This is a genomic window from Kushneria phosphatilytica (assembly GCF_008247605.1).
Classification (GTDB): Bacteria; Pseudomonadota; Gammaproteobacteria; order Pseudomonadales; family Halomonadaceae; genus Kushneria; species Kushneria phosphatilytica.
This window is the reverse complement of record NZ_CP043420.1, coordinates 571,388-596,832: the sequence shown is the minus strand read 5'-3', so window position 1 is coordinate 596,832 and position 25,445 is coordinate 571,388. Positions and strand designations below refer to the sequence as shown.

Annotated in this window: 21 protein-coding genes; 3 read left to right on the top strand and 18 right to left on the bottom strand. The window is 60.2% G+C overall.

The genetic code is table 11. The features are described 5' to 3' along the window. Window positions 1-98 precede the first annotated feature (98 nt). The 7 genes from FY550_RS02600 to FY550_RS02570 all read right to left on the bottom strand — a co-directional run bounded on the left by FY550_RS02600 (window position 99) and on the right by FY550_RS02570 (window position 9,207). Entirely contained in the window at window positions 99-995 is an 897-nt protein-coding gene (locus FY550_RS02600) for a polysaccharide deacetylase family protein (protein ID WP_070981437.1), read from the bottom strand. 127 nt (window positions 996-1,122) lie between these two features. Further along, entirely contained in the window at window positions 1,123-3,339 is a 2,217-nt protein-coding gene (locus tag FY550_RS02595; RefSeq protein ID WP_149054338.1) for a xanthine dehydrogenase family protein molybdopterin-binding subunit, read from the bottom strand. 29 nt (window positions 3,340-3,368) lie between these two features. Continuing rightward, entirely contained in the window at window positions 3,369-4,352 is a 984-nt protein-coding gene (locus FY550_RS02590; protein WP_070981435.1) for an FAD binding domain-containing protein, read from the bottom strand. After that, window positions 4,352-5,047, bottom strand: coding sequence for a (2Fe-2S)-binding protein (locus FY550_RS17025; RefSeq protein ID WP_070981877.1), 696 nt, complete (start codon window positions 5,045-5,047; stop codon window positions 4,352-4,354). Before FY550_RS17025 ends, FY550_RS02590 begins: the two co-directional genes overlap by 1 nt. Before the next feature lie 292 nt (window positions 5,048-5,339). Further along, the gene (locus FY550_RS02580; RefSeq protein ID WP_084388280.1) at window positions 5,340-7,592 is read right to left on the bottom strand and encodes a xanthine dehydrogenase family protein molybdopterin-binding subunit; all 2,253 of its coding nucleotides are present in this window, start codon (window positions 7,590-7,592) and stop codon (window positions 5,340-5,342) included. A gap of 15 nt (window positions 7,593-7,607) precedes the next feature. Then, window positions 7,608-8,591 (bottom strand): FAD binding domain-containing protein, encoded by a 984-nt coding sequence (locus FY550_RS02575; protein WP_070981432.1) that lies wholly within the window; start codon window positions 8,589-8,591, stop codon window positions 7,608-7,610. A 1-nt stretch (window position 8,592) separates the two neighbouring features. Further along, on the bottom strand, window positions 8,593-9,207 hold the full coding sequence (locus FY550_RS02570; RefSeq protein ID WP_070981430.1) for a (2Fe-2S)-binding protein: 615 nt from the start codon (window positions 9,205-9,207) through the stop codon (window positions 8,593-8,595). A gap of 271 nt (window positions 9,208-9,478) precedes the next feature. On the opposite strand from FY550_RS02570, the gene FY550_RS02565 reads away from it, so the two are divergent. After that, the gene (locus tag FY550_RS02565) at window positions 9,479-10,141 is read left to right on the top strand and encodes a TetR family transcriptional regulator (protein ID WP_070981427.1); all 663 of its coding nucleotides are present in this window, start codon (window positions 9,479-9,481) and stop codon (window positions 10,139-10,141) included. Between the two features lie 42 nt (window positions 10,142-10,183). Here FY550_RS02565 and FY550_RS02560 read toward each other — a convergent pair whose 3' ends face one another. Further along, window positions 10,184-11,170, bottom strand: coding sequence for an aldo/keto reductase (locus FY550_RS02560; protein WP_070981425.1), 987 nt, complete (start codon window positions 11,168-11,170; stop codon window positions 10,184-10,186). A 326-nt stretch (window positions 11,171-11,496) separates the two neighbouring features. Between FY550_RS02560 and FY550_RS02555 the strand changes: the two genes are divergently transcribed. Next, window positions 11,497-12,345 (top strand): formate/nitrite transporter family protein, encoded by an 849-nt coding sequence (locus FY550_RS02555; RefSeq protein WP_070981423.1) that lies wholly within the window; start codon window positions 11,497-11,499, stop codon window positions 12,343-12,345. A gap of 67 nt (window positions 12,346-12,412) precedes the next feature. On the opposite strand, the gene FY550_RS02550 is transcribed toward FY550_RS02555, so the two are convergent. From FY550_RS02550 to gndA, 8 genes are all read right to left on the bottom strand, one after another. Beyond that, the gene (locus tag FY550_RS02550) at window positions 12,413-12,826 is read right to left on the bottom strand and encodes a hypothetical protein (protein WP_070981421.1); all 414 of its coding nucleotides are present in this window, start codon (window positions 12,824-12,826) and stop codon (window positions 12,413-12,415) included. 93 nt (window positions 12,827-12,919) lie between these two features. Beyond that, entirely contained in the window at window positions 12,920-14,422 is a 1,503-nt protein-coding gene (locus FY550_RS02545; RefSeq protein ID WP_070981875.1) for a fumarate hydratase, read from the bottom strand. A gap of 137 nt (window positions 14,423-14,559) precedes the next feature. After that, complete coding sequence (locus FY550_RS02540; RefSeq protein WP_070981419.1) at window positions 14,560-15,843, bottom strand: TRAP transporter large permease; 1,284 nt, start codon at window positions 15,841-15,843, stop codon at window positions 14,560-14,562. After that, window positions 15,840-16,484, bottom strand: a complete 645-nt coding sequence (locus FY550_RS02535; RefSeq protein WP_070981416.1) for a TRAP transporter small permease — start codon at window positions 16,482-16,484, stop codon at window positions 15,840-15,842. Before FY550_RS02535 ends, FY550_RS02540 begins: the two co-directional genes overlap by 4 nt. Window positions 16,485-16,513: 29 nt before the next feature. Then, window positions 16,514-17,530, bottom strand: a complete 1,017-nt coding sequence (locus tag FY550_RS02530) for a DctP family TRAP transporter solute-binding subunit (protein ID WP_149054337.1) — start codon at window positions 17,528-17,530, stop codon at window positions 16,514-16,516. A 202-nt stretch (window positions 17,531-17,732) separates the two neighbouring features. Then, window positions 17,733-18,593 (bottom strand): HpcH/HpaI aldolase/citrate lyase family protein, encoded by an 861-nt coding sequence (locus FY550_RS02525; RefSeq protein WP_070981414.1) that lies wholly within the window; start codon window positions 18,591-18,593, stop codon window positions 17,733-17,735. A 295-nt stretch (window positions 18,594-18,888) separates the two neighbouring features. Next, window positions 18,889-20,043 carry a hypothetical protein gene (locus FY550_RS02520; protein ID WP_070981412.1) on the bottom strand — a complete coding sequence of 385 codons (1,155 nt, stop codon included), beginning with the start codon at window positions 20,041-20,043 and terminating at the stop codon, window positions 18,889-18,891. Between the two features lie 140 nt (window positions 20,044-20,183). Then, a complete protein-coding gene (gndA, locus tag FY550_RS02515; RefSeq protein ID WP_070981410.1) occupies window positions 20,184-21,599 on the bottom strand; it encodes an NADP-dependent phosphogluconate dehydrogenase in 1,416 nt (471 codons plus the stop codon). A 351-nt stretch (window positions 21,600-21,950) separates the two neighbouring features. On the opposite strand from gndA, the gene FY550_RS02510 reads away from it, so the two are divergent. After that, on the top strand, window positions 21,951-22,688 hold the full coding sequence (locus FY550_RS02510) for a Crp/Fnr family transcriptional regulator (RefSeq protein WP_233350260.1): 738 nt from the start codon (window positions 21,951-21,953) through the stop codon (window positions 22,686-22,688). Between the two features lie 42 nt (window positions 22,689-22,730). Here FY550_RS02510 and FY550_RS02505 read toward each other — a convergent pair whose 3' ends face one another. Together FY550_RS02505 and FY550_RS02500 are read right to left on the bottom strand one after the other, a co-directional pair. Continuing rightward, window positions 22,731-23,372 carry a hypothetical protein gene (locus FY550_RS02505; RefSeq protein WP_139148768.1) on the bottom strand — a complete coding sequence of 214 codons (642 nt, stop codon included), beginning with the start codon at window positions 23,370-23,372 and terminating at the stop codon, window positions 22,731-22,733. A gap of 174 nt (window positions 23,373-23,546) precedes the next feature. Then, entirely contained in the window at window positions 23,547-25,340 is a 1,794-nt protein-coding gene (locus FY550_RS02500) for a gamma-glutamyltransferase family protein (protein WP_070981405.1), read from the bottom strand. Between the last annotated feature and the right edge of the window lie 105 nt (window positions 25,341-25,445).

Here is a 25,445-nt window from a genome sequence, read left to right as displayed (position 1 = left end):
GCTACAGGCCACTCGACCAGGCTGACCAACCGGCACGCCAAAGCCATCCCGGGAAGCGAGCTCCACGCGTTGCGCACAACGACGCTCGAAATATATTGTCACCGGGAACCGAGCTCGGTGACATGGTGGTGGATCTCTCCCGGGGTGCTCCACCACAGCAGGCCGCGATCGCGGTAGTTCGCCAGGTGCTCCAGTAACAGACGCAACTGGGGCAGCCGAAACGGCTGACCCACGATATAGGGATGCAGGGCGATACCCATCACCAGCGGTTGATGACGCGACTGTTCGAGCAGTTCATCACACTGATCGCGCGCCATGGTGACGAATTCCGTCATGCTGATGCGATGCGGCACGATGGAGGGGATGTCATTGAGCTCCTGGGGATAGGGAATCGACCAGAGTGTGCCGTGCCTGGTCGACAGGGGCACGGGACGTTCGTCATGCGCCCAGTTGAGGGTATAGTCGAACCCGCTCTCGGCGAGCAGATCGGGCGTGTGCTCGCTTTCCGAAATCCACGGCGACAGCCAGCCTCCGGGCGCCCGCCCGTAACGGGCATGCAGCCGTTCGCGACAGCGCTCGATCAGCGCCCGCTCATCCTCGAACGCCAGCTGTCCCTGACGCTCGGCGTTGGTATGACCATGCGCGATAATCTCGTCGCCGCGCGCGTGAAAGGCATCCAGCAGCTCCGGGCAATGATCGAGAATGGCAGTATTGGCGATCGCCCCTACCGGCAGCCCCAGGCGCTCAAAAAGTTCCAGACAGCGCCAGGCGCCGACCCGGTTGCCGTACTCACGCCAGCCGTAGTTGAGCACATCGGGCTCCCCTTCCGGGGCCGGCGGCGCGATACCGGCGCCGCGCCCGCTGCCGAAGGCGAAATGCTCGAGATTGAAACCGATATAGACCGCCAGCCCGGTTTCGTTGGGCCAGCGCCAGTGATCCCGATCGATAATCGGTCGATAATCAAAACGACCATGATGACGCAATCCCGTTGACATGAAGCGCTTCCTTGCAGTGGATACGTCCTGAACCGAGCGGAGCCCTGTGAACGTGGCGCATGCAACCATGAAAAACCGCAGGCGCCAGTAGCAGCCTGCGGCGGTAGTGGTCTTTTCCCGAAACGGTTCAGGCGCGCTGCGGTTCGGGAATATTCTCCATCAGCTTGTCCTTGGTGATCGGCAGCTCGCGTATCCGCTTACCAGTCGCGTGATAGACCGCGTTGGCGACTGCCGCCGCCATGCCGGTGATGCCGATCTCGCCGATACCACGGGCGCCATACTCGTTGAACTCATAGTCCGGATTATCAAGCAGGATGACATCGATCTCCGGCTGATCAGCATGAGTTGCCACCAGATATTCGGCGTAGTTGTTGTTGACCGGACGAGCGTTGCGGGAATCGTAATCGGTCGCCTCGAAGTGCGCCATGCCGAGCCCCATGACCACGGCGCCTTCCACCTGATTGCGAGCCGTCAGCGTATTGATCGCTCGACCTACATCGATGGCACTGACCACCCGGCTGACCCGCAGGTTGGAGATACCGGGATCCCAGCGCACCTCGACAAAGTGAGCCCCGAAGGAGCGAAACGAGTACTTGCTGGTGTCTGCCCCGCCGGTATGCGCCTCGCCGTCGGCACTGGCCAGCCGCTGGGCATTGAGCACCTCGGTATAATTCATTGAGCGGCCATTGTGACTGAGCTGACCATTCTCGAAGCTCAGGTCTTCGGCAGCCACATCACCAAACTCGCCCTTCCCGGAAGTGGCATGGCTCTTGAGCTGCTCGATCGCCTTGCGGCTGGCTTCGGCCACTGCCGGCAGCGTAGTGGCGGTGGTCCACGATCCGCCCGACAGCGGCCCCTCGGGGTAGGACGTATCGCCCAGTTTGACGGTGATCCGCTCCAGCGGCAGGCCGGTCACATCGCTGACCGCCTGAGCGACGATGGTATAGGTGCCCGTCCCGATATCCTGGGTGGCACAGGTCACATAGGCCGTGCCATCGGCGCGCAGCGAGACCCGGGCATCACAGGGAAAGCGCATCGCTTCCCAGTTGCAGGCTGCCATGCCATAACCAACGATCTCGTGGCCATCACGCATTGAACCCGGCTCGGGCGTGCGCTTCGACCAGCCGAACTTCTCGGCGGCCTGCCGAGTGGCATCCTTGATGTGGTTGCTGGAAAACGGCAGGTCCTGACTCTCATCGCGGTCGGCATAATTGTTCATGCGAAACTCGAGCGGATCGATGCCAGCCTCGTTCGCCATTTCATCGATTGCCGATTCCAGCGCAAACAGCCCCGGTGCGGCGCCTGGTGCGCGCATCGAGGTCGGCGTGCCACGATTGACCCGGGTGGTCTCATGACTGACCAGTACATTGTCGCAGGAGTAGAGACTCTTGGTGACGCTGCCACAGGTCTCGACATACTGATCGGTAAACGAGGTGGTGTTGATCGATTCATGTCGAATCGACACCAGCCGGCCCCGGTCATCCGTCGCCAGGCGCAGCCGCTGCCGGGTCTCGGGTCGATGGCCGGTCGTGGTAAACATCTGCTGTCGCGGCACCACGACCTGCACCGGACGACCGGTTTCTCGTGACGCGGCGGCTGCGGTTACGGCATGAGGCCACATCCACAGTTTGCTGCCGAATCCCGAGCCGATGAAAGGCGACTCCACCTCGACCTGATTGGGGGCAATACCAAAGATCTTCGCCAGTGCCCCCTTCTCCTGCAGAACGCCCTGGGAGGATTCATACACATGCAGCCGCTCGCCCCGCCAGGAGGCCACGGTGGCGTGCATCTCCATCGGGTTGTGGGTTTCAACCGGAGTGGTATAGGTGTAATCAATGCTGTGAGCGGCGCCCGCGAAGGAGGCTTCGGGATTACCACGCGAATGGTTCCCCTTGCCCTTTTGTGTACCGTGCGCCTTCACACCCTGATCGAGATTGGCAATCGCCTGGTCCTCGTCGTAGCTGACCTTCACCTTGTAGGCCGCAGCCCGGGCGTTCTCCAGATTGTCTGCCACCACCAGGGCCACAAACTGCCCTTCGTAGTAAACGCGGTCATCCTCGAACGGCAAACGGGTTTCTTCAACCTTGTTGCCCTGCATCATCGAGGAAGGCGTGTGATAGAGCGAGGGAAAGTGGCCGTGATGGTAGATATCGATCACGCCCGGCGACCTGCGGGCCTCACTCAGGTCGAGATTGGTGATCCGGCCGCTGGCAATGGTACTGAACACCCCATAGCCCACGGCCATGTTGTCGGGATAGTGGTCAGCGGCATAGGGCGCTGCACCGGATACCTTGAGGCGCCCGTCGATCCGTCTGGGGCCGGCGCCGATAATGCTGTCACTCATGACATGACTCCTGTAAGTGATGAATCGGCTCAGGCCGTCCGGGTGGTCAGATTGCGGATGACCGCCTGCTTGCCCAGCGGGATCTTGAAGGCATTGTGCTCATACGGAGTGGCATCGCGCATCACGATATCCGCAGCCTTCTGAAAGCTCTGCTCGTTCGCCGGTTGCCCCTTGAGCGCCTGTTCCGCCTCTTTCGCCCGCCACGGTTTGGTGCCAACACCTCCCAGGGCGATTCGGGCCTCACGAATGGTGTTACCTTCAAGTGCCACAATTACCGCACTGGAAGCCAGGGCAAACTGATAGGACTCGCGATCGCGCAGCTTGAGATAACCGGAGCGACTGTCCCGGATCGGCGCCTCGAGGGTGACATGGGTGATCAGTTCATTCTCTTTCAGCGCATGCTCCTGCCAGGGGGTATCACCCGGCAGCAGGTGAAAGTCGAGAAAATCGATCTCACGCTCGCCGTCCGGGCCTCGTACATGAACTGTCGCCCCGATGGCCGCCATGGCCACGCACATGTCGGAGGGATGTGTGGCAATGCACTTGTCACTGGTCCCCAGCACGGCATGCACGCTACGGTTATAGCCTCCAATGGCCGCACAACCCGAACCCGGCTCACGCTTGTTGCACGGCGAGACGCCATCGCGGAAGTAGGGACAGCGCACCCGCTGCATCACGTTGCCGGCGGTGGTGGCCTTGTTGCGCAGCTGGGTGGACGCCCCCGACAGCAGCGCCTCGCTGAGCACCGGATAGTCCTTCATGATCCGCTCGTCACGCGCGAGATCCGTGTTGGTCACCAGTGCACCAATACGCACCCGGCCATCATCGAGCTGTTCAATACGCTTGAGATCGAGCCGATTGACGTCGACCATCCGATCGGGCTGCATGACATCGATCTTGACCATGTCCAGCAGATTGGTGCCACCGGCGAGATAGGCAGCTGCTTCGCCCTCCCGGTGAGTAGCGACCGCCTGATCAGGGCTGTCGGCACGGGAATAGTCGAAGGCTCGCATTAGCTCGCTCCCTTCATGTTGCCACGGGCGTCCTGAATGGCCGCCAGAATGTTCTTGTAGGCACCGCAACGGCAGATATTGCCGCTCATCGCTTCGCGTACGGTCCTGTCGTCGGTGTCCACCCGGTCATCATTGATGAGTGCAACCGCGCTCATGATCTGCCCTGAGGTGCAGTAACCGCACTGGTAGGCATCGTGCTCCCAGAACGCCTGCTGAACCGGATGGAGCTGATCCCCCTGCTCGAGTCCCTCGATGGTGGTGATCTCGTCACCATCATGCATCACCGCCAGCGACAGGCAGGAATTCACCGCGACGCCGTTGACGTGCAACGTACAGGCACCGCACTGCCCCATGTCGCAGCCCTTTTTGGTACCGGTCAACCCCAGCCGGGAACGCAGTACATCCAGCAGCACGGCATTGGGCGTGACATTAAGCGTATGCTGCTGCCCGTTCACGGTCAGATGGATCTGCTGCTCGCCCTCGGCCGGCGCGCCATCCTGTTGCGGTTCACTCGCGGCTTCGTCCTGCTGGCCGGCATAGGCGACCTGCGCCCAGGCGGGCGCCGTAGCGGCTGCCAGTCCAGAAGCCCCCATGGATTTGAGGAATCGTCGCCGGGAAGGCGAGCGGGCATCAAAGGTTTCGACTCCGGATGAGGATTTCTCATCCGCAGGCGTGTAATCGTCCTGATCGGCCATGGCCATCACCTCATCATTATCGATGCGTCTTGTTTCGCGCAGGTCAGAGCACGAAAGGTCATCTGTTGTCATCGGTTCCTGCCGAGCGGCTGGCAAAGCGCCGAACGGCGGTTATGGCATGACTGCGACGGGCGTCGCAGCCAACTCGTTCGTTGGCAAACGAATTCAGCCTGGTTGATACGGGCGGGGATTGCGAGCGTCGTTCCCGACGACGCTTCAGCAAAATTTCAACGGCAAGGGTAACGAAACTACGGCCGCCAAAGCATCACTTCGGCGACCGTACTCGAGCGTCTTACGCTTCGGCTGCGAGCAATTTTTCGATGCTGATCGGCATATCGCGAATGCGCTTGCCGGTCGCGTTATAGACGGCATTGGAGATGGCCGCTGCAACCCCGGTCAGGCCGATTTCGCCGACCCCACGGGCACCGAACTCGTTGTGCAAAAAGTCCGGATAATCCAGCAGTTCGACGTCGATATCCGGCATGTCAGCGTTCACCGGCAGGATGTAATCGGCCAGATTGTTATTGTAGGGATAGCCATGCTGATCGAACTCGGCCTGCTCGAACATGCCCATCCCCATGCCCATGACAATGCCGCCCTCGACCTGGTTGCGCGCCGTCAGCGGGTTGATGGCTCGGCCGATATCGATCGTTGAGCAGACGCGCGACAGCTTCAGACGCGTGATCTCCGGATCCCAGCGCACCTCGACGAACACGGCCCCGAAGGAGCGGAAGCTGTACTGGCTCTGTTCGTCACCGGGGGCGGCGTTGCCTTCGCCATCCACCAGACCGATGCTGTTGCGGTCCAGCAACTCGGTGACTGCAATCGACTGATCACCACTGATCAGCTGCCCGTTCTTCATGCCGATGGTATCGGGCTGGGCATTCTCGAACACGCCGCCCTCCGCGGTGGCCATATCCGCAAGCTGTGACAGCGCATTGCGGAAGGCCGCTGACACCGCCGGCAGTACGGTAGAGGTCGCCATCGACCCGCCGGACAGCGGACCACTCGGCAGCGAGGAGTCACCCAGACGGACATCGATCATCTCGATCGGCACACCGGCCAGCTCGCTCGCCGTCTGCGCCACAATGGTATAGGTGCCGGTGCCGATATCCTGGGTCCCGCAGGCGACCATGATCGAACCATCAGAGCGAAAACCGAAGCGAGCACCGCAATGCATGCGCATCGCTTCCCAGCTCTGGGTCGCCATACCATAGCCGATGATCTCGTCACCCTCGCGCATGGCGCCGGGGATCGGGTTACGCTTCTCCCAGCCGAAACGCGTCGCAGCGTTATCCCAGCACTCCTTGAGATGATTGCTCGACCAGGGCAGTCCGGCGGCCGGGTCGACCTCGGCAAAGTTCCGCTTGCGCAGCTCAAGCGGATCCATATCGAGCCTGACCGCCAGCTCATCCAGTGATGTTTCCAGCGCGAAATTGCCGGACGCTTCGCCGGGAGCGCGCATGGGACACGGCGGACACTTGTTGACCGTTACCAGCCGATTGGTCACCGCTACATGGTCACAGTCATACATCTTGGGCGTGGCGCCGCTGACAGTATCATCGTGATTACCGGCCGGCGAGGTTTCATTGCAGCCGTCGTGATGGATCGACAGCAGCTTACCGCTCTTGTCTGCCCCCAGTCGTACTCGCTGCAGCGAGGTCGGCCGGTAGCCGGTATCAAGATACTCCTGCATGCGCGATAGTACGGTCTTGACCGGTCGCCCCAGCCGACGCGAGGCCACGGCGGTCATGATGGCATGGGGCCACATGAACAGCTTGCTACCGAAACCGGAGCCGATGAAGTGCGAAATGACCCGCACCTTCTCTACCGGTATGCCGAAGATCTTCGCCAGTGCATTACGCTGGAAGATCACGCCCTGGGTGGATTCATAGACGGTCAGCATGTCATTTTCCCAGGTCGCCACCGAGGCGTGCATTTCCATCACGCTGTGGTTCTCCTGGGCAATCGAATAGCGCTGATCAAGTTGAACCTCAGCCCCCGCATAGGCGGAATCGGCATCCCCGCGGGAAGCAGCATCGCCGGGCACTTCTTCGCCGGGCAGCGCCCCCTCTCCGCGATCGAGACTGGCGATATTGGTCAGTTGTTCATCATTGCGCTCGTAGTGCGCCTTGACCTTGCGCGCCGCTGCACGGGCGTGCTCCAGGGTATCGGCCACAACAAAGGCAATGTACTGCCCCTGATAGTGGATCTGGTGATCCTCGAACGGCAGGCGCGCTTCACTGGTCAGATTCTCATCGGCGAAGCTGTTGGGTGAACGACTCAGCTTGTCAAAATTGTCATGGTGGAAGATGTCGAGCACCCCCGGCATCTTCATGGCCTCATCCAGTTCCAGCGATAACAGTTTGCCGCTGGTGATCGTGCTGGTCACCGGATAGCCATGCACCTGATTGGGCAGATTGCGGTCGGCCGCATAGTCGGCCCCACCAGTCAGTTTGAGGGTGCCGTCGATACGGGGCTTGGCAACCCCCATGGTTTGACCGGTCGTCGCGCTCTGCCGAGTCCGGCTGGATTCCGTAGTCATTGAGAACTCTCCCTGTCAGGCTCGCGCGCGATTTGCAGCATCGCGCAGGGCACGAGCCACCGCCTGCTTGCCCAGCGTGATCTTGTAGCCATTGTGGCTGTAGGCCACCGCATCCTGCATGACTGCCTCGGCAGCACGCTCAAAGGTCTCGCGGGTCGCCGGCTGCCCCTTCAGAGCTTCTTCGGCAGGCGTGGCGCGCCAGGGTTTGGTGGCCACGCCCCCCATGGCCACCCGGGCCTCGGTAATGGTGTCACCATCGAGATTGACGATCGCCGCGCAGGAGGCAAGCGCAAACTCATAGGAAGAGCGGTCGCGTAGCTTGAGGTAGCTCTGGCCGCCACCGCGGGGCGGATCGAGTATCACGTGGGTAATCAGCTCACCCGCCATCAGGTCATGCTCCTGCTCGGGCGTTTCGCCGGGCAGCAGGTGATACTCCTCGAAGGGAATCTCGCGAACGCCCTGGGGCCCTTCCACCACAACCGTGGCACCGGCGGCCACCATGCCAACACACATGTCGGAAGGATGAGTGGCAATGCACTTGTCGCTGGTACCCAGCACGGCGTGGTTGCGGTTGATGCCCTCGATCGCCGAGCAGCCGCTGCCCGGCTCGCGCTTGTTACACGGCATGTCGGGATCGCGGAAATAGGGGCAGCGGGTGCGCTGCATCACGTTGCCGGCGGTGGTGGCCATGTTGCGCAGTCCTGTCGAGGCACCAGCCAGCAGCGCCTCGCTGACTATCGGATAGTCACGCAGAACACTGTCATGGCGTGCCAGATCGGCATTACTCACCAGAGCCCCGACCTTGAGCCGGCCATCTGCCAGCGACTCGACCTGCCTCAGCGGCAGATGAGTGACATCCACCACCTTTTCCGGACGCATCACATCCAGCTTGACCAGGTCCAGCAGCGTGGTGCCGCCGGCGATCAGCGCATCACTGCTGCCGTGGCGGTTGATCGCCTGCTGGATGTCGCTGGCCTGTTCGAATTCGAATCCGCGCATCTCAGCCCTCTCCCGTCATTCGGGCCCTGGCGCTCTGGACCGCTTCAAGAATGTTCTTGTAGGCGCCACAGCGGCAGATGTTGCCGCTCATCGCCTCGCGCAGCGAGACATCGTCGCCCTCGACATTGCCTTCATTGATCACTGCCGCGGCCGTCATCATCTGACCGGCAGTGCAGTAACCGCACTGGTAGGCATCATGCTGCAGAAAGGCCTGCTGGACCGGATGCTGACCCTGTTCATAACCGGCACTTTGCGCCAGCCCCTCGATGGTGGTGATCTCGACACCTTCCTGCATGACGGCAAGTAGCAGGCAGGCGTTCATTGAGCGGCCATTGACATGCACGGTGCAGGCACCGCACTGGCCGTGGTCACAGCCTTTCTTGGTGCCATGCAGGCCGAGAATCTCGCGCAGTGCATCAAGCAGAATGACATTGGGCTCGATATCGAGGGTGTGGGAACGGCCATTGACGCGCAGGGTGACCCGCTGCTTTCCCGCATTGACATCACCACCGGTAGCGGGTGTCTCCTGCGGGGCAGTGGCTTGCGACGGTGCAGCCATACCCGGATCGGCATGGCCCACAGGCGATGCCGGAGAGCTGTACTGAATGGATACCATGGAAGCCTCATCAGGCCATCACGCACGGACGGCTCTACTGTTGGAGTGAATAAACCCCTGCCGGCACAGGTCAGGCGCCGGGCGGGCATCACGAATCACTTCCTCAAGGTAGGCAAGGCACCTGTATGCATCAACACGATTTTCCAGAGGCACGAGCAGCACATGAAAAATATACAAACCTGGACGTATAATTACCTCATGTGTGGATGAACCGGGCCATGACCCATGGCATCATCCCGTCCCATTTTCAGGTCAACGTCGAGAGACGCCCATGCGCAAGACCAAGGAAGAAGCCGAGCGCACCCGCCAGGCGCTGCTCAATGCTGCCGAGCATCTGTTTATCGAGAAAGGGCTGACCCGGACCACGCACAACGATATTGCCCAGCGGGCAGGCGTGACCCGCGGAGCCCTGAACTGGCATTTTGCCGAAGGCAAGCTCGAAATCTTTTCCGAGCTGTTCGAACGCAAGCGCCAGATGCCCGAGCGCCTCGCCGAACACATGGCTCGCTGCGAACGCAGCGCTGCACGCCCGGCGGCTACCATGCGTCGCATTCTGATCAATGATCTGCAGGAGCTGCACCATGATGCTCAGCTCCAGCGCATTCTGCTGATCTGCGCTCAGCACTGCGAGTTTGCCGGTGAGTTCGCCTGGGTGCGCGCCCAGCTGGATGCCAGCGTCGATCGTTTTCTGGAAATCGTCTGTGACACCCTGAACCGGGCCCTGCAGCACGATGAGATCCGACTGGCGGACTCGTTGACCACCACGCAGGCAGCACGGCTGATCTACATCTATCTCAAGGGAATGATCGAGGCATGGCTGCATCGCCACGAGATGTTCGATCTTGAACACAATGCCGAACTGCTGGTCGACAGCGTGCTGCGCAGCGTCATGATCTGGCAGCAACCACGCGATATCTGTCTGCCGAGCCAGTGATCCGCCCCCCGCAATCGGCAGATCACTGTCATGGGATAGTGCTCAGACGAAGCCTACCACCTCGTGCGGCACATAAGGGCTTTCCAGCTGCTCTACCTCTTCTTCACTCAGGGTAAGCTCGAGCGCGCCGAGCGCCTGATCAAGATGACGCGACTTGCTGGCCCCGACGATAGGTGCGGTAATGCCGGGCTTTTGCAGCAGCCAGGCCAGCGCGATCTGCGCTGATGATACCCCACGAGCCTCGGCAATACGCTGCAACGCCTCGAGTACCGGACGATCGCGCTCCAGCCCCAGCTTCCAGTTGCGCATCTGTTCATCGCTTTTGGCCCGGGTCGTCTCCCCTTCACTGCCAACCGGTTTGCTGCCGGCGAGAATACCGCGTGCCAGCGGGCTCCATGGGATCACTCCCACCCCCTGATCGATGCACTGCGGGATCATTTCGCGCTCTTCTTCGCGGTAGATCAGATTGACCATCGGCTGCATGGTCGAAAAGGGTGTCCAGCCATTTTCATGGGCCACCCGCTGCGCCTTGGCAAACTGCCAGGCGTGCATGCTCGAAGCACCGATATAGAGCGCCTTGCCCGACTGCACTACCTCGTGCAGCGCTTCCATGGTCTCTTCGATGGGGGTGTCATAATCCCAGCGATGCGTCTGATAAAGATCGACATAATCGGTCCCCAGCCGTGAGAGCGAATCATCGATGGCGTGCCGAATGTGCTTTCTCGACAGGCCACGCTCATTGGCGGTCTTGTGGCCGGTCGGGTTGTATACCTTGGTGGCAATGACCACTTCCTCGCGGCGGGCAAAATCGTTCAGAGCCCGCCCCACTACCCGCTCGGAGGCGCCGTCGGAGTACATGTCGGCGGTGTCGAAGAAATTGATGCCCGCTTCAAGCGCCCGCTTGATGAAAGGGCGACTCTGCTGTTCATCAAGCACCCAGTCCCGCCACTCGGGGGTGCCGTAGGTCATGGTGCCCAGGCACAGCGGGGATACCTTCAATCCCGTTCGACCCAGATTGCGGTAATCCATTGCGTACTCTCCTGATGAGATGGGGTGCCGCCTATCGACGAAGCGTCCGTATTGTCATACAGGCTAAAAAAAACGCCCTGTTACAGGATGTAAGGACAGACGGGCTGTGCTAGTGTGTGCGGCAAAGTGCCACACCCTTCAGTGTCGCTTAAGTCCTGCCGATATGCATCGGCGGAACAATGGTCGATCCCGCACAAGCCTATTTTTAGCAGACTAATTGTTTGCACGACAGGTTTGATCGTGATCGACAGTGGTATCCACCAGCTCTCTCATTTTCACGGCATCGAGCCATGGGGCTCAAAGCGCCGACAGCAAGAGATTTTCTCATGTCATTTCATACTCCACAGGAAACTGCCGGGCTGACCATCGCGGCTGGCGTCAAGAAGGATCAGACCCCGATGTCATCGCTGCTGGTGCTAGGCTTTCTGGCTGGCGCCTTCATTGCCTTCGGCTTTCTGCTCGATATCCGTGTTACCGGGACCATGCCCGCCGAGTGGGGCTCCTTCAAGAGTTTCATTGGCGCTGCCGTATTCCCGGTCGGACTGGTACTGACCGTTCTCGCCGGCGGTGAACTGCTGACCGGTAACATGATGGCGCTGCCCATGGCACTGTTCTCGAAAAAGGTTGGCGTCGCCGGACTGGTTCGCAACTGGGTAGTGATCACGATCGCCAACTTCGTCGGTAGTGTCTTCGTGGCCTATTTCTTCGGCCACTTCCTGGGCCTTACCGAAGGCGCCTTTCTGAAGTCGACAGTCGGCATCGCCCAGGCCAAGGTCAGCGCCGATTTCGCTCACGCCTTCGTTTCTGCCATCGGCTGCAACTGGCTGGTCTGCCTGGGTGTCTGGCTGGCCTACGCCAGCAAGGACTTCGCCGGCAAGGTGCTGGGTATCTGGTTCCCGGTCATGGCGTTCGTGGCCATCGGCTTTCAGCACGTGGTGGCCAACATGTTTGTAGTCCCGGCTGCCATTTTCGCCGGCGCCGTGACCTGGGCAGAATATCTGCCCAACTTCATCGCTGTCTTCCTCGGCAATGCCGTGGGAGGCGCTGTTTTCGTTGGTCTGGCCTACTTCGTCTCCTATCGGCCGCATCAGGCCGAAGCGGCCAGCGCTGCCGTCTCTCAGCAGTCACTCGATGCGCGTCCGCTGGGACATGGCACCGAAGCCATCTCGAAGTAAACAACGCAGCAGGCACCAAAAACCCCGGTCATGACCGGGGTTTTTTCATGCGCCTGACACGGACGTATCAGGGTGCTTTCAGTTCTGCCAGATCCGGTGTCATGGTGGGCATCCGACGCGAGATCAGCACCGCCAGCGCAATACCGAGTACGGTCAGCAGCGGCGGCAGCAGCTCCAGCGTGACCGCCGAGGAAAGATAAAGAAACAGAAAGAACACCATCATCACTACCGATCCCATGATGCGCCCTGCCCTCGGACCCGCCAGATAGATGGTGGCCAGCACACCCAGACACGGAATGGCCACGCTGAACAGATTGATCATGACCAGCCGGCTACTCCCCGCCTCACGGGGCAGCAGCATATCGGCAGCCAATTGCCAGAGCACCAGATAGAGCAATGGCGCCGCCAGAAAGGCGCCAATAAAACGAGCCAGACGAATCAGAGCATCAGAAGAGTTCGGGGAGCCTGGGGGTTCGGACATCGGACTTCGTCTCGCTAACGGAAATGAAACATCGGGGCTGATGCCCCTGCCTCAGCATGACGGCGCTCCAGGGAGCGCCGCAAGTGAAAGGACTCAACGCCTGGCGATAATCTCCCGCCATTTGGCCGGCCCTTGCTGATGAACACTGGTACCCTGACTGTCCACCGCGACAGTGACCGGCATGTCCTGTACCTCGAACTCGTAGATGGCTTCCATCCCGAGATCTTCGAAGGCCAGCACTTTCGAGGCCTTGATCGCCTGAGCCACCAGATAGGCAGAGCCTCCGACAGCCATCAGATAGGCCGCACCGTGATCGCGAATGGCCTCGATCGCCACCGGGCCGCGTTCAGCCTTGCCGACCATGCCCAGCAACCCGGTCTGCTCCAGAATCGGGCGGGTAAACTTGTCCATGCGGGTTGCTGTCGTCGGCCCCGCCGGACCCACAACCTCATCGCCTACCGGATCGACCGGACCCACGTAATAGATGAAACGCCCCTTCAGATCGACCGGCAGGGCTTCTCCGCGCTCGAGCATGTCGACCATGCGCTTGTGCGCCGCATCTCGGCCCGTCAGCAGTTTGCCGGAAAGCAGCAGGGTGTCACCCGGCTGCCAGGTGGCGACTTCTTCCGGCGTAATGCGGTCAAGATCGACACGCCGCACGCCCTCACCCGCTTCCCAGGCAATTTCCGGCCAGTCGTCGATGTTGGGCACCGGCAGTTCGGCAGGCCCGCTGCCATCCAGTGTGAAATCGACATGCCGGGTGGCCGCACAGTTGGGAATGATCGCAACCGGCTTGTTGGCTGCATGGGTTGGATAATCCATGACCTTGATATCGAGCACGGTCGTCAGTCCGCCCAGCCCCTGCGCGCCGATGCCCAGCTGATTGATCCGGTCGAACAGTTCCAGGCGCAGCTCTTCCGCCCGATTTGAAGCCCCTCTTTCCTTGAGCTTCTGAATATCGATAGGCTCAAGCAGTGACTCCTTGGCCATCTTCATCGCCTGTTCGGCAGTACCACCGATGCCGATCCCCAGCATGCCCGGAGGACACCAGCCGGCGCCCATCTTCGGCACCTGCTCGAGCACCCAGTCCACCACGCTATCGGAAGGATTGAGCATGGCAAACTTCGTCTTGGCCTCACTGCCACCGCCCTTGGCAGCCACATGAATTTCAACCTGATCCCCGGGTACCAGCCGGTGATGAATGATCGCAGGGGTATTGTCTCCGGTATTGCGCCGCGCACCGTCAGGATCGGCCAGAATGGAAGCGCGCAAGACGTTATCCGGATGCTGATAGGCACGACGCACGCCTTCGTTGATCATGTCATCAAGACTCAGGTCGGCTTCCCAGCGCACCGCCATACCCACATTGACAAACACGGTCACGATGCCGGTGTCCTGACAGATCGGACGATGGCCGGTGGCACACATGCGTGAGTTGATCAGGATCTGGGCGATGGCGTCCTTTGCGGCGGGATTCTCCTCGCGCAGATACGCCTGATGCATGGCGTCGATGAAATCTTTCGGATGGTAGTACGAGATGTACTGCAGCGCGCTGGTCACGCTGTCGATGAGATCAGCCTGGCGAATCACGGTCATGAGCGGCTCTTCTTCTGGTGGGCCCGTGCAACTGCCATCAGTCGGCAGCGGGCCCATCATACGCCCGTTCGCCCGCGGCGGCGAATGACTGCGGCGGGCGAACGTTGTACGAACCGATCAGTGACGGTGGCCTGTGCTCATGGCATGCCCAGCCAGTTCGGTAACCCCAGCGAGAGCGCCGGCCAGTAGGTCACCAGCATCAGGAAGGCGAACATCAGGATCAGCCAGGGTGCCACGGCGCGAATCACCGTCGTCAGCGGCTGCCCCGTCACAGCTGATGCCACGAACAGGTTGAGGCCGGTCGGCGGCGTCAACAGCCCGATCTCCATGTTCACCACCATGATGACGCCGAGATGGATCGGATCGATGCCCAGCTGCGTGGCAATCGGAAACAGGATCGGCGCCAGAATCAGGATGATGGCCGAGGGTTCCATGAAGCTGCCCGCGACCAGCAGCAGCACGTTGAGTACCAGCAGGAAGGTAATCGGCGAGAAGCCCTGCTCGACCACCCACTGGGTAATCGTCTGCGGAATCTGCTCGGTCGTCAGAACATGGGCGAACAGCATCGCATTGGCAATGATGAACATCAGCACCACGCTGAGCTTGCCGGCATCCAGCAGCACGCGCGGACACTCCCTGATACCGATATCGCGATAGATCACCAGCGAGACGAAGGCCGCGTAGACCGCCGCCACGGCAGCCGCTTCCGTCGGAGTAAACAGGCCGGAATAGATGCCGCCAAGAATGATCACGATCAGCAGCAGGCCCCAGATCGACTTGCGCGCCGCGGTCAGCCACTCACCGAAACTGGCGCGGGGCTGCGCCGGCATGTCCTTCAGCCGCGCGATGACATAAATCGCCACCATCAGCAGCACGCCCAGCAGGACCCCCGGCACCACACCGGCCATGAACAGCTTCCCCACTGAAGTTGAGGTCGCGGCAGCGTAGACCACCATCACGATCGAGGGGGGGATCAGAATGCCCAGGGTACCGGCATTGCAGACCACACCGGTGGCAAACGACCGGGTATAACCGGAGCGCACCATGCCGGCAATCACGATCGAGCCGACGGCAGCCACAGTGGCCGGCGAAGAGCCCGACAACGCGGCGAACAGCACGCAGGCCAGTACCGAGGCAATCGGCAGACCACCCTTGATATGCCCGACAGAGGCATTGGCAAAGTTGATCAGCCGACGCGCCACGCCGCCGCTGGTCATGAAGGCGCCGGCCAGCAGGAAGAACGGAATCGCCAGCAGAGTATAGTGATCGGCCGTCGCAAACAGTTTGATCGACAGTGACTGTAGCGAATCCTGACTGAACAGCATGATGGTCAGTGCGCTCGACAGCCCCAGCGAGATCGCGATCGGCACGCCAATGGCCATCAGCGCGAACAGCGCCACAAAAAGAAAGGCGATGGTCATGAACGCGGCTCCCCGCTTTGTTCGTTGTCTTCGGAGAGTTTGAGTGCGTCACTGGTCTCGCTGGACAGATCCAGTCCTTCCTGACGCCCTCGCAGAATGTTGATCAGCACTTCAACCAGTCGTGCAATCACCAGCGCAAAGCCGATCGGCATGACGATGGCGACATGCCACTCCTTGATACCGAACTGATCGAGGTCTTCGACACCGACCTGCCCTTCCATCAATGAGGAGACCCACTGGTAGCTGGAAGTCAGCATCAACACGGCATAGGCCATGAAAATCAGACAGGCAATGACGCCAAATACCCGACGCAGATGCGGTGGGAACAGCCTGACCACCAGATCGACCCCGATATGCGCGCCCAACCGTACACTCCATGCAATACCGATGAAGATCAGCCAGGCGAACAGCGCACTGGTCATGGCCACATTCCAGGTCATCGACTGGGTCAGGTCGAGCAGAAAATCTCCAACGGCAAAGGCCGGGGTTTCCAGCCATGGTACGGCATCGGCCAGATCGTAGAAGACGTTGTAAAGATTCGAGATTGCCACGTAGGCAAAGGTTACCAGGGTCATCGCCGCCAGCAGGAGGGCCACCAGGCCCTCCTCCAGTCGGTTCCAGACACGCATCACGATGGACATGTGCGGCTACTCTATTATCTGACGCGTGATCAGTCGGCCGACGTCTGATTGGACTGCTGGGCAGCCTTGATCAAATCGTCACCGATTTCATCGCGGTACTTGTCGATGACGCTGTCGGTGGCGTCACGCCAGTCGGCCAGCTGATCGTCCGAAAGCGTGGTGATGGTAGTGCTGCCGGAATCGGCAATGGTCTGACGCGCCTGCTCATTGAGTCGATTGGCATTGTCGTTCACCGATTCGGTCACCTCACCGATGATCTCATTGAGCTCGGTACGCACATCGTCCGGCAGGCCCTTCCAGAACTTGTCGTTGGTGATCAGTACATAACTCAGTACACCGAGATTGGCCTCGGTGACGTACTTCTGTACCTCGGGCCACTTCTGGGTCTGGATATTGGACCAGGTGTTACCCGCCTGACCATCGATAACGCCGGTCTGCATGCCCTGGTAGACTTCACCGAACGCCATCTTGCGTGGAATGGCCCGCAGCGCCTTGACCTGATCGGCCAGTACGTTCGAAGGCTCGACGCGCAGCTTCAGCCCCCGCATGTCACGAGGCTCCTGCATTTCAGTATTGGAAGTCGGCTGACGCATGCCGTTATGCCAGTAGGCCAGCCCGAGAATACCGTGGCCCTCCATTGATTCGAGCAGCTTCTTTGCCTCGGGCGTCTGCTCAAAGCGCGATACGGCCTGCATGTCATCAAACAGGAAAGGCAGGTCATAGAGCTGCATGCTCTTGCTGTACTGCCCCAGCTTGGCCATCGAAGGCGCCAGCAACTGCACATCACCGGTCAGCAGGGCATTGAGCCCCTTGGTGTCATCATACAAAGACGAGTTGGGGTAGACCTCGATCTTCACCTTGTCTCCGAGACGCTCCTCGACCAGTTTCTTCAGCATCTGTGCGCCCTCTCCCTTGGGCGTGTCATTGGCAACCACATGGGAGAACTTGATCACGATCGGATCGGCCGCCAATGCATGAGCAGAGGTCATCAAAAGTAGCGAGCAGCCTGCCAGGCCGATGGTGCGCTTGAGAGCGGCTTTGGACATGGTGTTATTCCCTGGAATGATTGAATATCCCCCGATCGGCCAACGTCAGCCATCGAACACGATCGGTTCGCTACAGCGTGTATCACGGCCATACAGCTGAAAGTATTAGCCTTTGGCGAGTAGACTTTGGTCTAAACAGAGAGGCCACGCTGGGCGCATCCCCCGCCATATCCGCCTTCAGAAGGTATCGGGTTCTCCCTTGTCATGGTGAAGAGGGGGAGGTCTTTCGCACACTGCCGCTTCTGGCCACCAGACGTTTGGCCCGATGGATCAGCGAAGCACTGATGGGTTCACCATCAACCATGAAGTCAATGGTGTCAGCATCGGCCAGCACTCGCCGAGCCCAGTCCAATTGAGCTGAGCTGGGTGTAAACGCTTCGTTGATCGGACCGGGTTGGGCAGGATGTGAACACAGCATGCCGCCAAATCCCATGTCGAGCGCCCGGCGTGCCGTTGCCCGCAACGCTTCGCTGTCACCAATGATCGGCGAAACCTCTGCCAGTGGCGCCAGCAGACCCGCCAGGCGCGACTGCATGATCAGTGCGAAGCGGGCCTGATCCAGCAGGCTCTCGCCACCGGAAGTGCCCACGGCCATATCAAGATCAAGTGCCAGCTCCTGGGCGCCGAAGCCCAGCCGCTCAACCCCGTCGGCACTGGCAATCTCTCTCAGCGCTCCAAGACCGGCGGCGCTATCAATCAGCGGCCAGATCGGTCGTCCCAGCGCAGCCACCGAGACCAGTGAAGCAATCGAATCAATGCCGGGCACCACCACGGTGGAGATCGCCTCGAAGCGCTGGCAAAACAGCAGATCCTCGTCATGTTCCGGGGTATCCGGCGGACTGACACGCACCGCCAATGGAGTGCCGGGATGCTCATGCAGAACCCTCGCCAGTGCCTCCCGCGAAGCTTGCCGATCAGCCGTCGGTACCGGGCTACCGAGATCGACGATGACCATGTCGGCCCTGCCGGCCAGCGCCTTTTCAACCCGATCGGATCGAACGGCCGAAACAAGCAGCGCCGAGCGCGCCGCCTTTCGAGGACAGGAATCGGTCTCGACGTTCATGGGCACTCCTTGCGTCATGCACGGGGATATCCCCTGTTATCGTTATGGTTCATGACATCGAGACGGCGGCGCATGGTCTGCACCCAATGCCTCATGGACTGATTCATGGGCCGATCGACAGGTCTTCCGATACCGGGTCACCTGCCGTTTCAAGCAGGATAACCGGGCACCACCACGCACGTGTCGGGTCTACATGCCAAGGCTTCCAGCATGGCCGATTCGCAGATTGATCGACATTCGCTTTTAGCCAGGCCCAACGAAAGGAGCATTCAGCCTGCGTGCGGCACAGCCATGTTCAATGATCGGCGGGGCGTGAGCGCAGAATGACCGAGGTCATTGACTCAACCAGGCGAAGCAGTGGCGCCACCAGCCAGCGGTAAGCGATACCGATCAACCACAACAGCGGTGTCAGGATGACTGCCCAGACCATGAACTGAACCAGCTTCACCGGCCAGCCCAGCCAGTCTGCCAGGGTGGCCCCGAAGGCACTGACCAGTGAGGGATGACGCACTACCAGCCAACCGGTCGCGCCGAGGGCGGCAAACTTCGCCGGGCGCGACAAACGAGCGAATTTCAAACCCGGCAAGAGCCCTCGTGAAGCTCGTGAACCTGTTCTTGCAGTACGCGCTTCACCACCGGCAGCCTTCAGACCGCGGCCGACACGCAACACCTTGACCACGCTGGTCATGGCCAGCAGATCGACCCCCGCCCAGGCGACATCACTGGCCCGCACCGGCTCGCCCTGCTGCCACTTGCGATCCAGATCGCGAATCCCGCTGGTAAAAAAGTCGCTGACATCGCTGAGCACTCGCTCACTCTGCAGCCATGCCACCTGTTGATGTTCATCGACCACAAACTGATCGAGCACGCCATGCCCTTCACGGTTGAGCCAGGCGACGGCATAATCGCCGCGTTGATGCGGCGTCAGGCTGCCCTGCGAGTGAGGCTCGGTCGTCTCTGAAGACCCTGCAGTCCTGGCATCGGCAGATGAGGTCGAGGATTGCGAGGCGTCTTCATCCGCCCACCAGGCAGCAAGCGCATTACTGGCCTGTCGATAGCGCTGGCTTGCCCAGTGGCGCAGATTCAGCGTAGCAATCTCGTGATCGTGAAAGTAGGCTACCGGCAGCACCGCATCGGCGCCGAAGCGGCTCAGCGCCTGCTGAAAATCTTCGTCCAACCCGTATTCTCCGAGGACCTGGCGGGCAATATCACCATGACGCAGCAGCGCCAGCCGAGCGGCCAGCAACAGGGTTGGCTCATTGGCGTAGGCGAGAAAGACGGTTTGCAATGCCGTCGACTCATCCCTCAGTGATCGCGCCATCGGCGATGGCAGGGAATCATCAAGTTCGGCATCCAGCAACTGCTCGCGAAAGGGTGTAGAGGTCGCGGTGGCGCCGAGCACACCGGCCATCAGTAGTGCGATCAGGGCGCACAGGGCAAGACGTTTCATGGCGACCGGCTCTCTGCCTGCAAAGCGCCAGTATCCCATACTCGTCCCAACCACGAATCAACCCATGATGGGCCGCCCTCAACATGAATAAAAACGCCCCGCTCGATAGGCGGGGCGTCAGTCACATTACAATGAGGGAATCAGTCTTCCAGCCACTCGGTATGGAAGGTGCCCTCTTCGTCGATGCGCTTGTAGGTATGCGCGCCGAAGAAGTCACGCTGAGCCTGAATCAGGTTGGCCGGCAGCGTCTCGGAGCGATAGCTGTCGTAGTAGGCGATGGCCGAGGAGAAGGTCGGCACCGGCACACCATTTTGCACCGCATGGCTGACCACATCGCGCAGTGCCTGCTGATAGCGATCGGCGATATCGGCGAAGTAGGGATCCATCAGCAGATTATCGAGCTTCGGATTGTTCTGATAGGCGTCGGTAATCTTCTGCAGGAAGCGGGCACGGATAATGCAGCCGGCACGGAACAGCTTGGCAATCTCGCCGTAGTTCAGGTTCCAGTCGTGCGCATCGGAAGCTGCGCGCATCTGGGCAAAGCCCTGGGCATAGGAGGCGATCTTGCTGAGATAGAGCGCCTTGCGCACATTCTCGATGAACGCTTTCTCATCACCGCTGAGCGGCTTCGGCTCCGGCCCGGAGAGTACCTTCGAAGCCGCCACACGCTCCTCCTTCAGTGAGGAGATGAAACGAGCGAAGACCGATTCGGTAATCAGCGGCAGCGGCACACCAAGATCGAGTGCACTCTTGCTGGTCCACTTGCCGGTCCCCTTCTGGCCGGCGGAGTCGAGAATGATGTCGACTACATCCTGGCCGGTTTTATCATCCTTTTTGGTGAAGATGCGCGAAGTAATATCGATCAGATAGCTGTCGAGTTCGCCTTCGTTCCACTCCGAGAAGATCTCTGCCAGCTGGGCATTGGAGAGCCCCAGTGTCCCCTTGAGAATAGAATAGGCTTCGGCGATCAACTGCATGTCACCGTATTCGATACCGTTGTGCACCATCTTGACATAATGGCCGGCACCATCGGGGCCAACATAGGTCACACAGGGTTCACCATCTTCGGCACGAGCGGCGATCTCTTCAAGAATCGGCGCCACCATGTCGTAAGCTTCCTTCTGGCCGCCCGGCATGATCGACGGCCCCTTGAGCGCACCCTCTTCACCGCCGGAGACGCCCGTACCGATGAAGTTCAGACCCAGTTCGGAAAGCTCCTGGTTGCGGCGGATGGTGTCCTCATAGGGCGTATTGCCACCATCAATGAGGATATCCCCATTATCAAGATGCGGACGCAACGCCTCGATGGTCTTGTCGGTGGCCTCGCCGGCCTGAACCATCAGCAGGATACGACGCGGCTTTTCCAGTGAATCGACAAACTCTTCGATATCGTACAGCGGCACCAGTCTGCTATCCGGGTTTTCCGCCATGACCTCATCGGTCTTGGCGCGCGAACGGTTGTAGATCGACACCGTATAGCCCCGGCTTTCGATATTGAGCGCCAGGTTGCGCCCCATGACCGCCATGCCGATGACACCGATCTGCTGTTTCGCCATTGAACATTCACTCCATGATCCGAAAGTGACCACCCTCCGGGCGGTCGGTCATTGATCCGAGCAGTGTAACGCACTCGTGGCCTCCGGGCGCGGGCCGATTGAAACGATAATCATCAGCAATGACAGACATGGCTGCACATGCCACACCAGTGGCTCCTGCAGCACGGCTCCCGTGAGTATCGGGCAACATGAAAAACCGGGCTCAGAGCTTCGCCATAACCTGGATCAACGGCATGCAGCGCAGGCATTCATTATGCTTGCCTTCCCGCGCAGGCATGACCACAAAACAGCCCGCGTGAACCCTATTGATTTGACATTCGACACACCTCGGAGCGCTCAGGGAGGAACGCCGTGGCACATTCCCAAAGCTGCATGGTCAGCCAACTGCAGCATTATGCTCGTTTCAACGAACGCGAAGTCGAGCTGCTGAATACGCTTGAGCGCTCGCCGGAAGATATTGCGGCTGGAGAAGACCTCTGGCGAGAAGGCGATTCAGCGGGTGACATGGCTGTGATCAGCAAGGGCTGGGCCTGCAGCTACTATTCGATGGAAGATGGAACTCGGCTGATTCTGGACATTCTGCTACCCGGTGACATTGCCGGTCTGCGTGAATTTGCTCAGTCGGAGCACCAGGCGGGTGTCAGAACGGTGACCGACTGCACGGTCTGCCGTTTTCCCTATCGTCATTTGACCGAAGTCTTCGATCAATCCAGCAAGCTGACCCGCGTCATCTTTGCGGCAGCGGCGACCCAGCAGTCCATTCTGGTCGAGCGAATGATCAATCTGGGACGGCGTGATGCCGCCACACGCATTGCCCACCTGCTATGCGAGATGTATACGCGACTACAGCGCATGAATTCGAACATGACATCGCAGTTTCGACTGCCACTGTCACAGGAAATTCTGGCAGATGTTACGGGGCTCTCGGCCGTTCATGTCAGCCGAACCTTTACGCATCTCAACACTGAAGGCCTTGCCCGGCGCTACCGGCACCAGGTCGATATCCCCGATCTGGCACGCCTTAAAGAATTCGCCGGATTTTCGGAAGGGTATCTGGGCGCCTCATCGGTTATCGATACACGCCAGTAAGCGAGTCCGGTTCATGACACCGGCCGATGCCGATAACCATGCTCAGCGCGGGCGATACCGCCGATTGCGCTGATGCGTCACCATCGCATCCGGCTGCACGCTGAATGCCCCCTGGGCGTTTTCAAGCAGAAAGCGCCGCCGTGCTTCCAGGTAGCGCTTTTCGGCGCCGTGAAACACCCCCAGTCGCAATTCGACCTCATCAACCCGCAGCTCCGGATGGTGCAGCGGGTGTTCCTTGTCTCCCCACGTCACGCCATGCGCTTCGGCTGCCCGCCGGATCAGGGTGTTGAAGGTGATACCGGCCAGACACTGTCCCTGGCTGAGCGTCCGTCGCCGGGTTGCCCGCTGGGAGCGATCCCCTTCAAATTCATCGATGACGATATCCTCTTCGAAGATATCGGTGATATCCAGTTCCCAGACGCCCTGCGAGGTCCCGACCCGGGCAATGATCGAATCGACAAACGCCTCGCCACTGCTCATGTTACCGATCAGAAAATAGGCGTTGATGTGATTGCCGAGCACGCGATTGATGATCAGCCTGGGACGTCGGGCAATATGGACCTGATGCAGAAAGACCTGCAGAAAACCGGCCCAGACGAGCAGCGTGGCGAAGGTCGTTAATGCATTGAAAACCTTGACATTGGCCAACAGCCAGTGCCAGGGCAGGTTCAGCCAGTTGAGCACCTGATGCCTCTGCAATCGCGGGAACATGAATCGATGGAAGGATTGCAGAGAAAAAGCCGGAACGCGCTAAAGCAGGTTAGATGAGTAAAAACAGATTCAGATCGCGCCCCGACCTTCTGCTGATCTCGGCAGAGCCAGGGAGATGGCGCCTGCAAGGGCCGGTACAGGGCCTATTCAGCGACCGATGGCATATCCCTGCATATGACGGGGTGTAGCCCCGGCATGAATCATACCGTCGCGGCGGGAAACAGCGCATACGCGCCCGAGTGCCCAGTCGTCCTGAATGCGTATCTCATGGCCGCGCTCGCGCAGTGAGCACAGGGTCGAGGGGGGGAAACGGCCTTCGATGATGAGCCGGTTGAGCACGTGTTCACGCGGATGGAACGAAGCCGGAAAGTGGCGCATCTGAAACAAGGGGGCATCGATCGCCGCCTGCAACCCCATGTGGTAATGCACGTGACGCAGAAATACGATCAGACTCCACTGATCCTGCTGGTCGCCTCCAGGAGATCCGAGTGCCATGTAACCCTCGCCATCGCGCGTTACCAGCGTGGGGGTCAGCGTTGTCCGGGGGCGCATGCGAGGTCGAAGCGATGAAGGAAGACCCGGGGTCAGCCAGGTCATCTGTGCCCGCGTTGAAATCGAGAACCCCAGCCCGGGTACCGCCGGTGAGCTCTGCAACCAGCCACCGCTGGGCGTCGCCGACACCATATTGCCAAAGCGGTCAGCCACATCGAGATGAACCGTATCGCCTTCGACTTCCGGTAGTGGAGCAAACGTAGGCTCACCGCCCCCCGGCCCTATCGTCGGCTCGCTGCCGGCAAGCGCCAGCATGGCCTTCAGGTTTGTCTCACCACCGGGGAGCCCGGGGCGCATGGCGACTGAAGCCGACTCGCTCAGCAACTGCCTGCGCTTTCGATTATAAGGCTCGCTCAGCAGTTGCTGTATCGGCACATCACTGAACAACGGGTCACCATACCAGGCTTCCCGATCAGCAAAGGCCAGTTTGGCTGCTTCAGTGACGGTATGGACAAATTCGGCGCTGTCCCCCGTCATGGCATCAAAATCAATGTCCTTCAGCAGCGCCAGCTGCTGTAGAAAGACCGGCCCCTGCCCCCATGGACCGGTCTTGTGCACCGTATAGCCGGCATAATCGTAGCTGAGCGTTGGCTCGTAGCTGGCACGCCACTGCGCCATATCATCTCCGCTCAACAGTCCCTGATGACGCTCTCCGGTGCTGTCCATTAACGCTTCCCGGCGATAGAAGTCATCGATCGCTTCGGCAACAAATCCCTCGTAGAAGCAGGCCCTGGCACGCTCGATCCGGGCTTCCCTGCTCCCTCCTGCCGCACTGGCTTCGTCGACAATACGCTGGTAAGTGGCAGCGATCGTCGGTGAGCGAAACAGCGCATCCGGCCGAGGAGCACGACCGTCTACCAGCCATTGCTCGGCCGAAGAGGGCCACTCACGTTGAAAATAGTCGACCACCGGAATAATCGATGACACGGCCCGTGCCAGCAGTGGAAAACCGTCGCGGGCATAGCCGATGGCAGGGGCCAGCACCGTTGCCAGAGGGAGCGAGCCATAATCACGCAATAGCAGCATCCAGGCATCGAAGGCCCCCGGCACTACCGCCGGCAGCAGCCCCGTACCAGGCACCGTGCCAAGCCCGAGTGCCGCGAACCGTTCCGGCGTAGCGGCCGCCGGCGTCACGCCCTGACCACAGATGACGGTCGGTGACTCGTCTCCCGGACGCTTGACGATAATGGGCACTTCACCACCCGGGCCGTTCAGATGCGGTTCGACAATCTGAAGCACAAATCCGGCAGCCACGGCGGCATCAAAAGCGTTTCCCCCCTTTTCCAGCATTGCCATGCCAACACTGGACGCCAGCCAGTGTGTACTGCTGATGGCACCGAAGGTCCCCTTGATCTCGGGTCGGGTAGTAAAGGGGGAGGATATCGCCATCGACTCTCTCGCTGACAGGAAGGTTAAGCGCCCGGGATCAGCTTCAGCCAGGCGCCGGAAAAGGACTTGAAGATAGCATGAGGACTCGGCACTATCATAGCTATA

Coding starts and splice junctions, on each gene's coding strand:
- FY550_RS02535 (WP_070981416.1), bottom strand. CDS start 16,484: ATGTCCATCGTGATGCGTGTCTGGAACCGACTGGAGGAGGGCCTGGTG.
- gndA (WP_070981410.1), bottom strand. CDS start 21,599: ATGGCGAAACAGCAGATCGGTGTCATCGGCATGGCGGTCATGGGGCGC.
- FY550_RS02555 (WP_070981423.1), top strand. CDS start 11,497: ATGTCATTTCATACTCCACAGGAAACTGCCGGGCTGACCATCGCGGCT.
- FY550_RS02540 (WP_070981419.1), bottom strand. CDS start 15,843: ATGACCATCGCCTTTCTTTTTGTGGCGCTGTTCGCGCTGATGGCCATT.
- FY550_RS02595 (WP_149054338.1), bottom strand. CDS start 3,339: ATGAGTGACAGCATTATCGGCGCCGGCCCCAGACGGATCGACGGGCGC.
- FY550_RS02565 (WP_070981427.1), top strand. CDS start 9,479: ATGCGCAAGACCAAGGAAGAAGCCGAGCGCACCCGCCAGGCGCTGCTC.
- FY550_RS02600 (WP_070981437.1), bottom strand. CDS start 995: ATGTCAACGGGATTGCGTCATCATGGTCGTTTTGATTATCGACCGATT.
- FY550_RS02530 (WP_149054337.1), bottom strand. CDS start 17,530: ATGTCCAAAGCCGCTCTCAAGCGCACCATCGGCCTGGCAGGCTGCTCG.
- FY550_RS02560 (WP_070981425.1), bottom strand. CDS start 11,170: ATGGATTACCGCAATCTGGGTCGAACGGGATTGAAGGTATCCCCGCTG.
- FY550_RS02550 (WP_070981421.1), bottom strand. CDS start 12,826: ATGTCCGAACCCCCAGGCTCCCCGAACTCTTCTGATGCTCTGATTCGT.
- FY550_RS02525 (WP_070981414.1), bottom strand. CDS start 18,593: ATGAACGTCGAGACCGATTCCTGTCCTCGAAAGGCGGCGCGCTCGGCG.
- FY550_RS02575 (WP_070981432.1), bottom strand. CDS start 8,591: ATGCGCGGATTCGAATTCGAACAGGCCAGCGACATCCAGCAGGCGATC.
- FY550_RS02590 (WP_070981435.1), bottom strand. CDS start 4,352: ATGCGAGCCTTCGACTATTCCCGTGCCGACAGCCCTGATCAGGCGGTC.
- FY550_RS02520 (WP_070981412.1), bottom strand. CDS start 20,043: ATGAAACGTCTTGCCCTGTGCGCCCTGATCGCACTACTGATGGCCGGT.
- FY550_RS17025 (WP_070981877.1), bottom strand. CDS start 5,047: ATGGCCGATCAGGACGATTACACGCCTGCGGATGAGAAATCCTCATCC.
- FY550_RS02500 (WP_070981405.1), bottom strand. CDS start 25,340: ATGGCGATATCCTCCCCCTTTACTACCCGACCCGAGATCAAGGGGACC.
- FY550_RS02545 (WP_070981875.1), bottom strand. CDS start 14,422: ATGACCGTGATTCGCCAGGCTGATCTCATCGACAGCGTGACCAGCGCG.
- FY550_RS02570 (WP_070981430.1), bottom strand. CDS start 9,207: ATGGTATCCATTCAGTACAGCTCTCCGGCATCGCCTGTGGGCCATGCC.
- FY550_RS02580 (WP_084388280.1), bottom strand. CDS start 7,592: ATGACTACGGAATCCAGCCGGACTCGGCAGAGCGCGACGACCGGTCAA.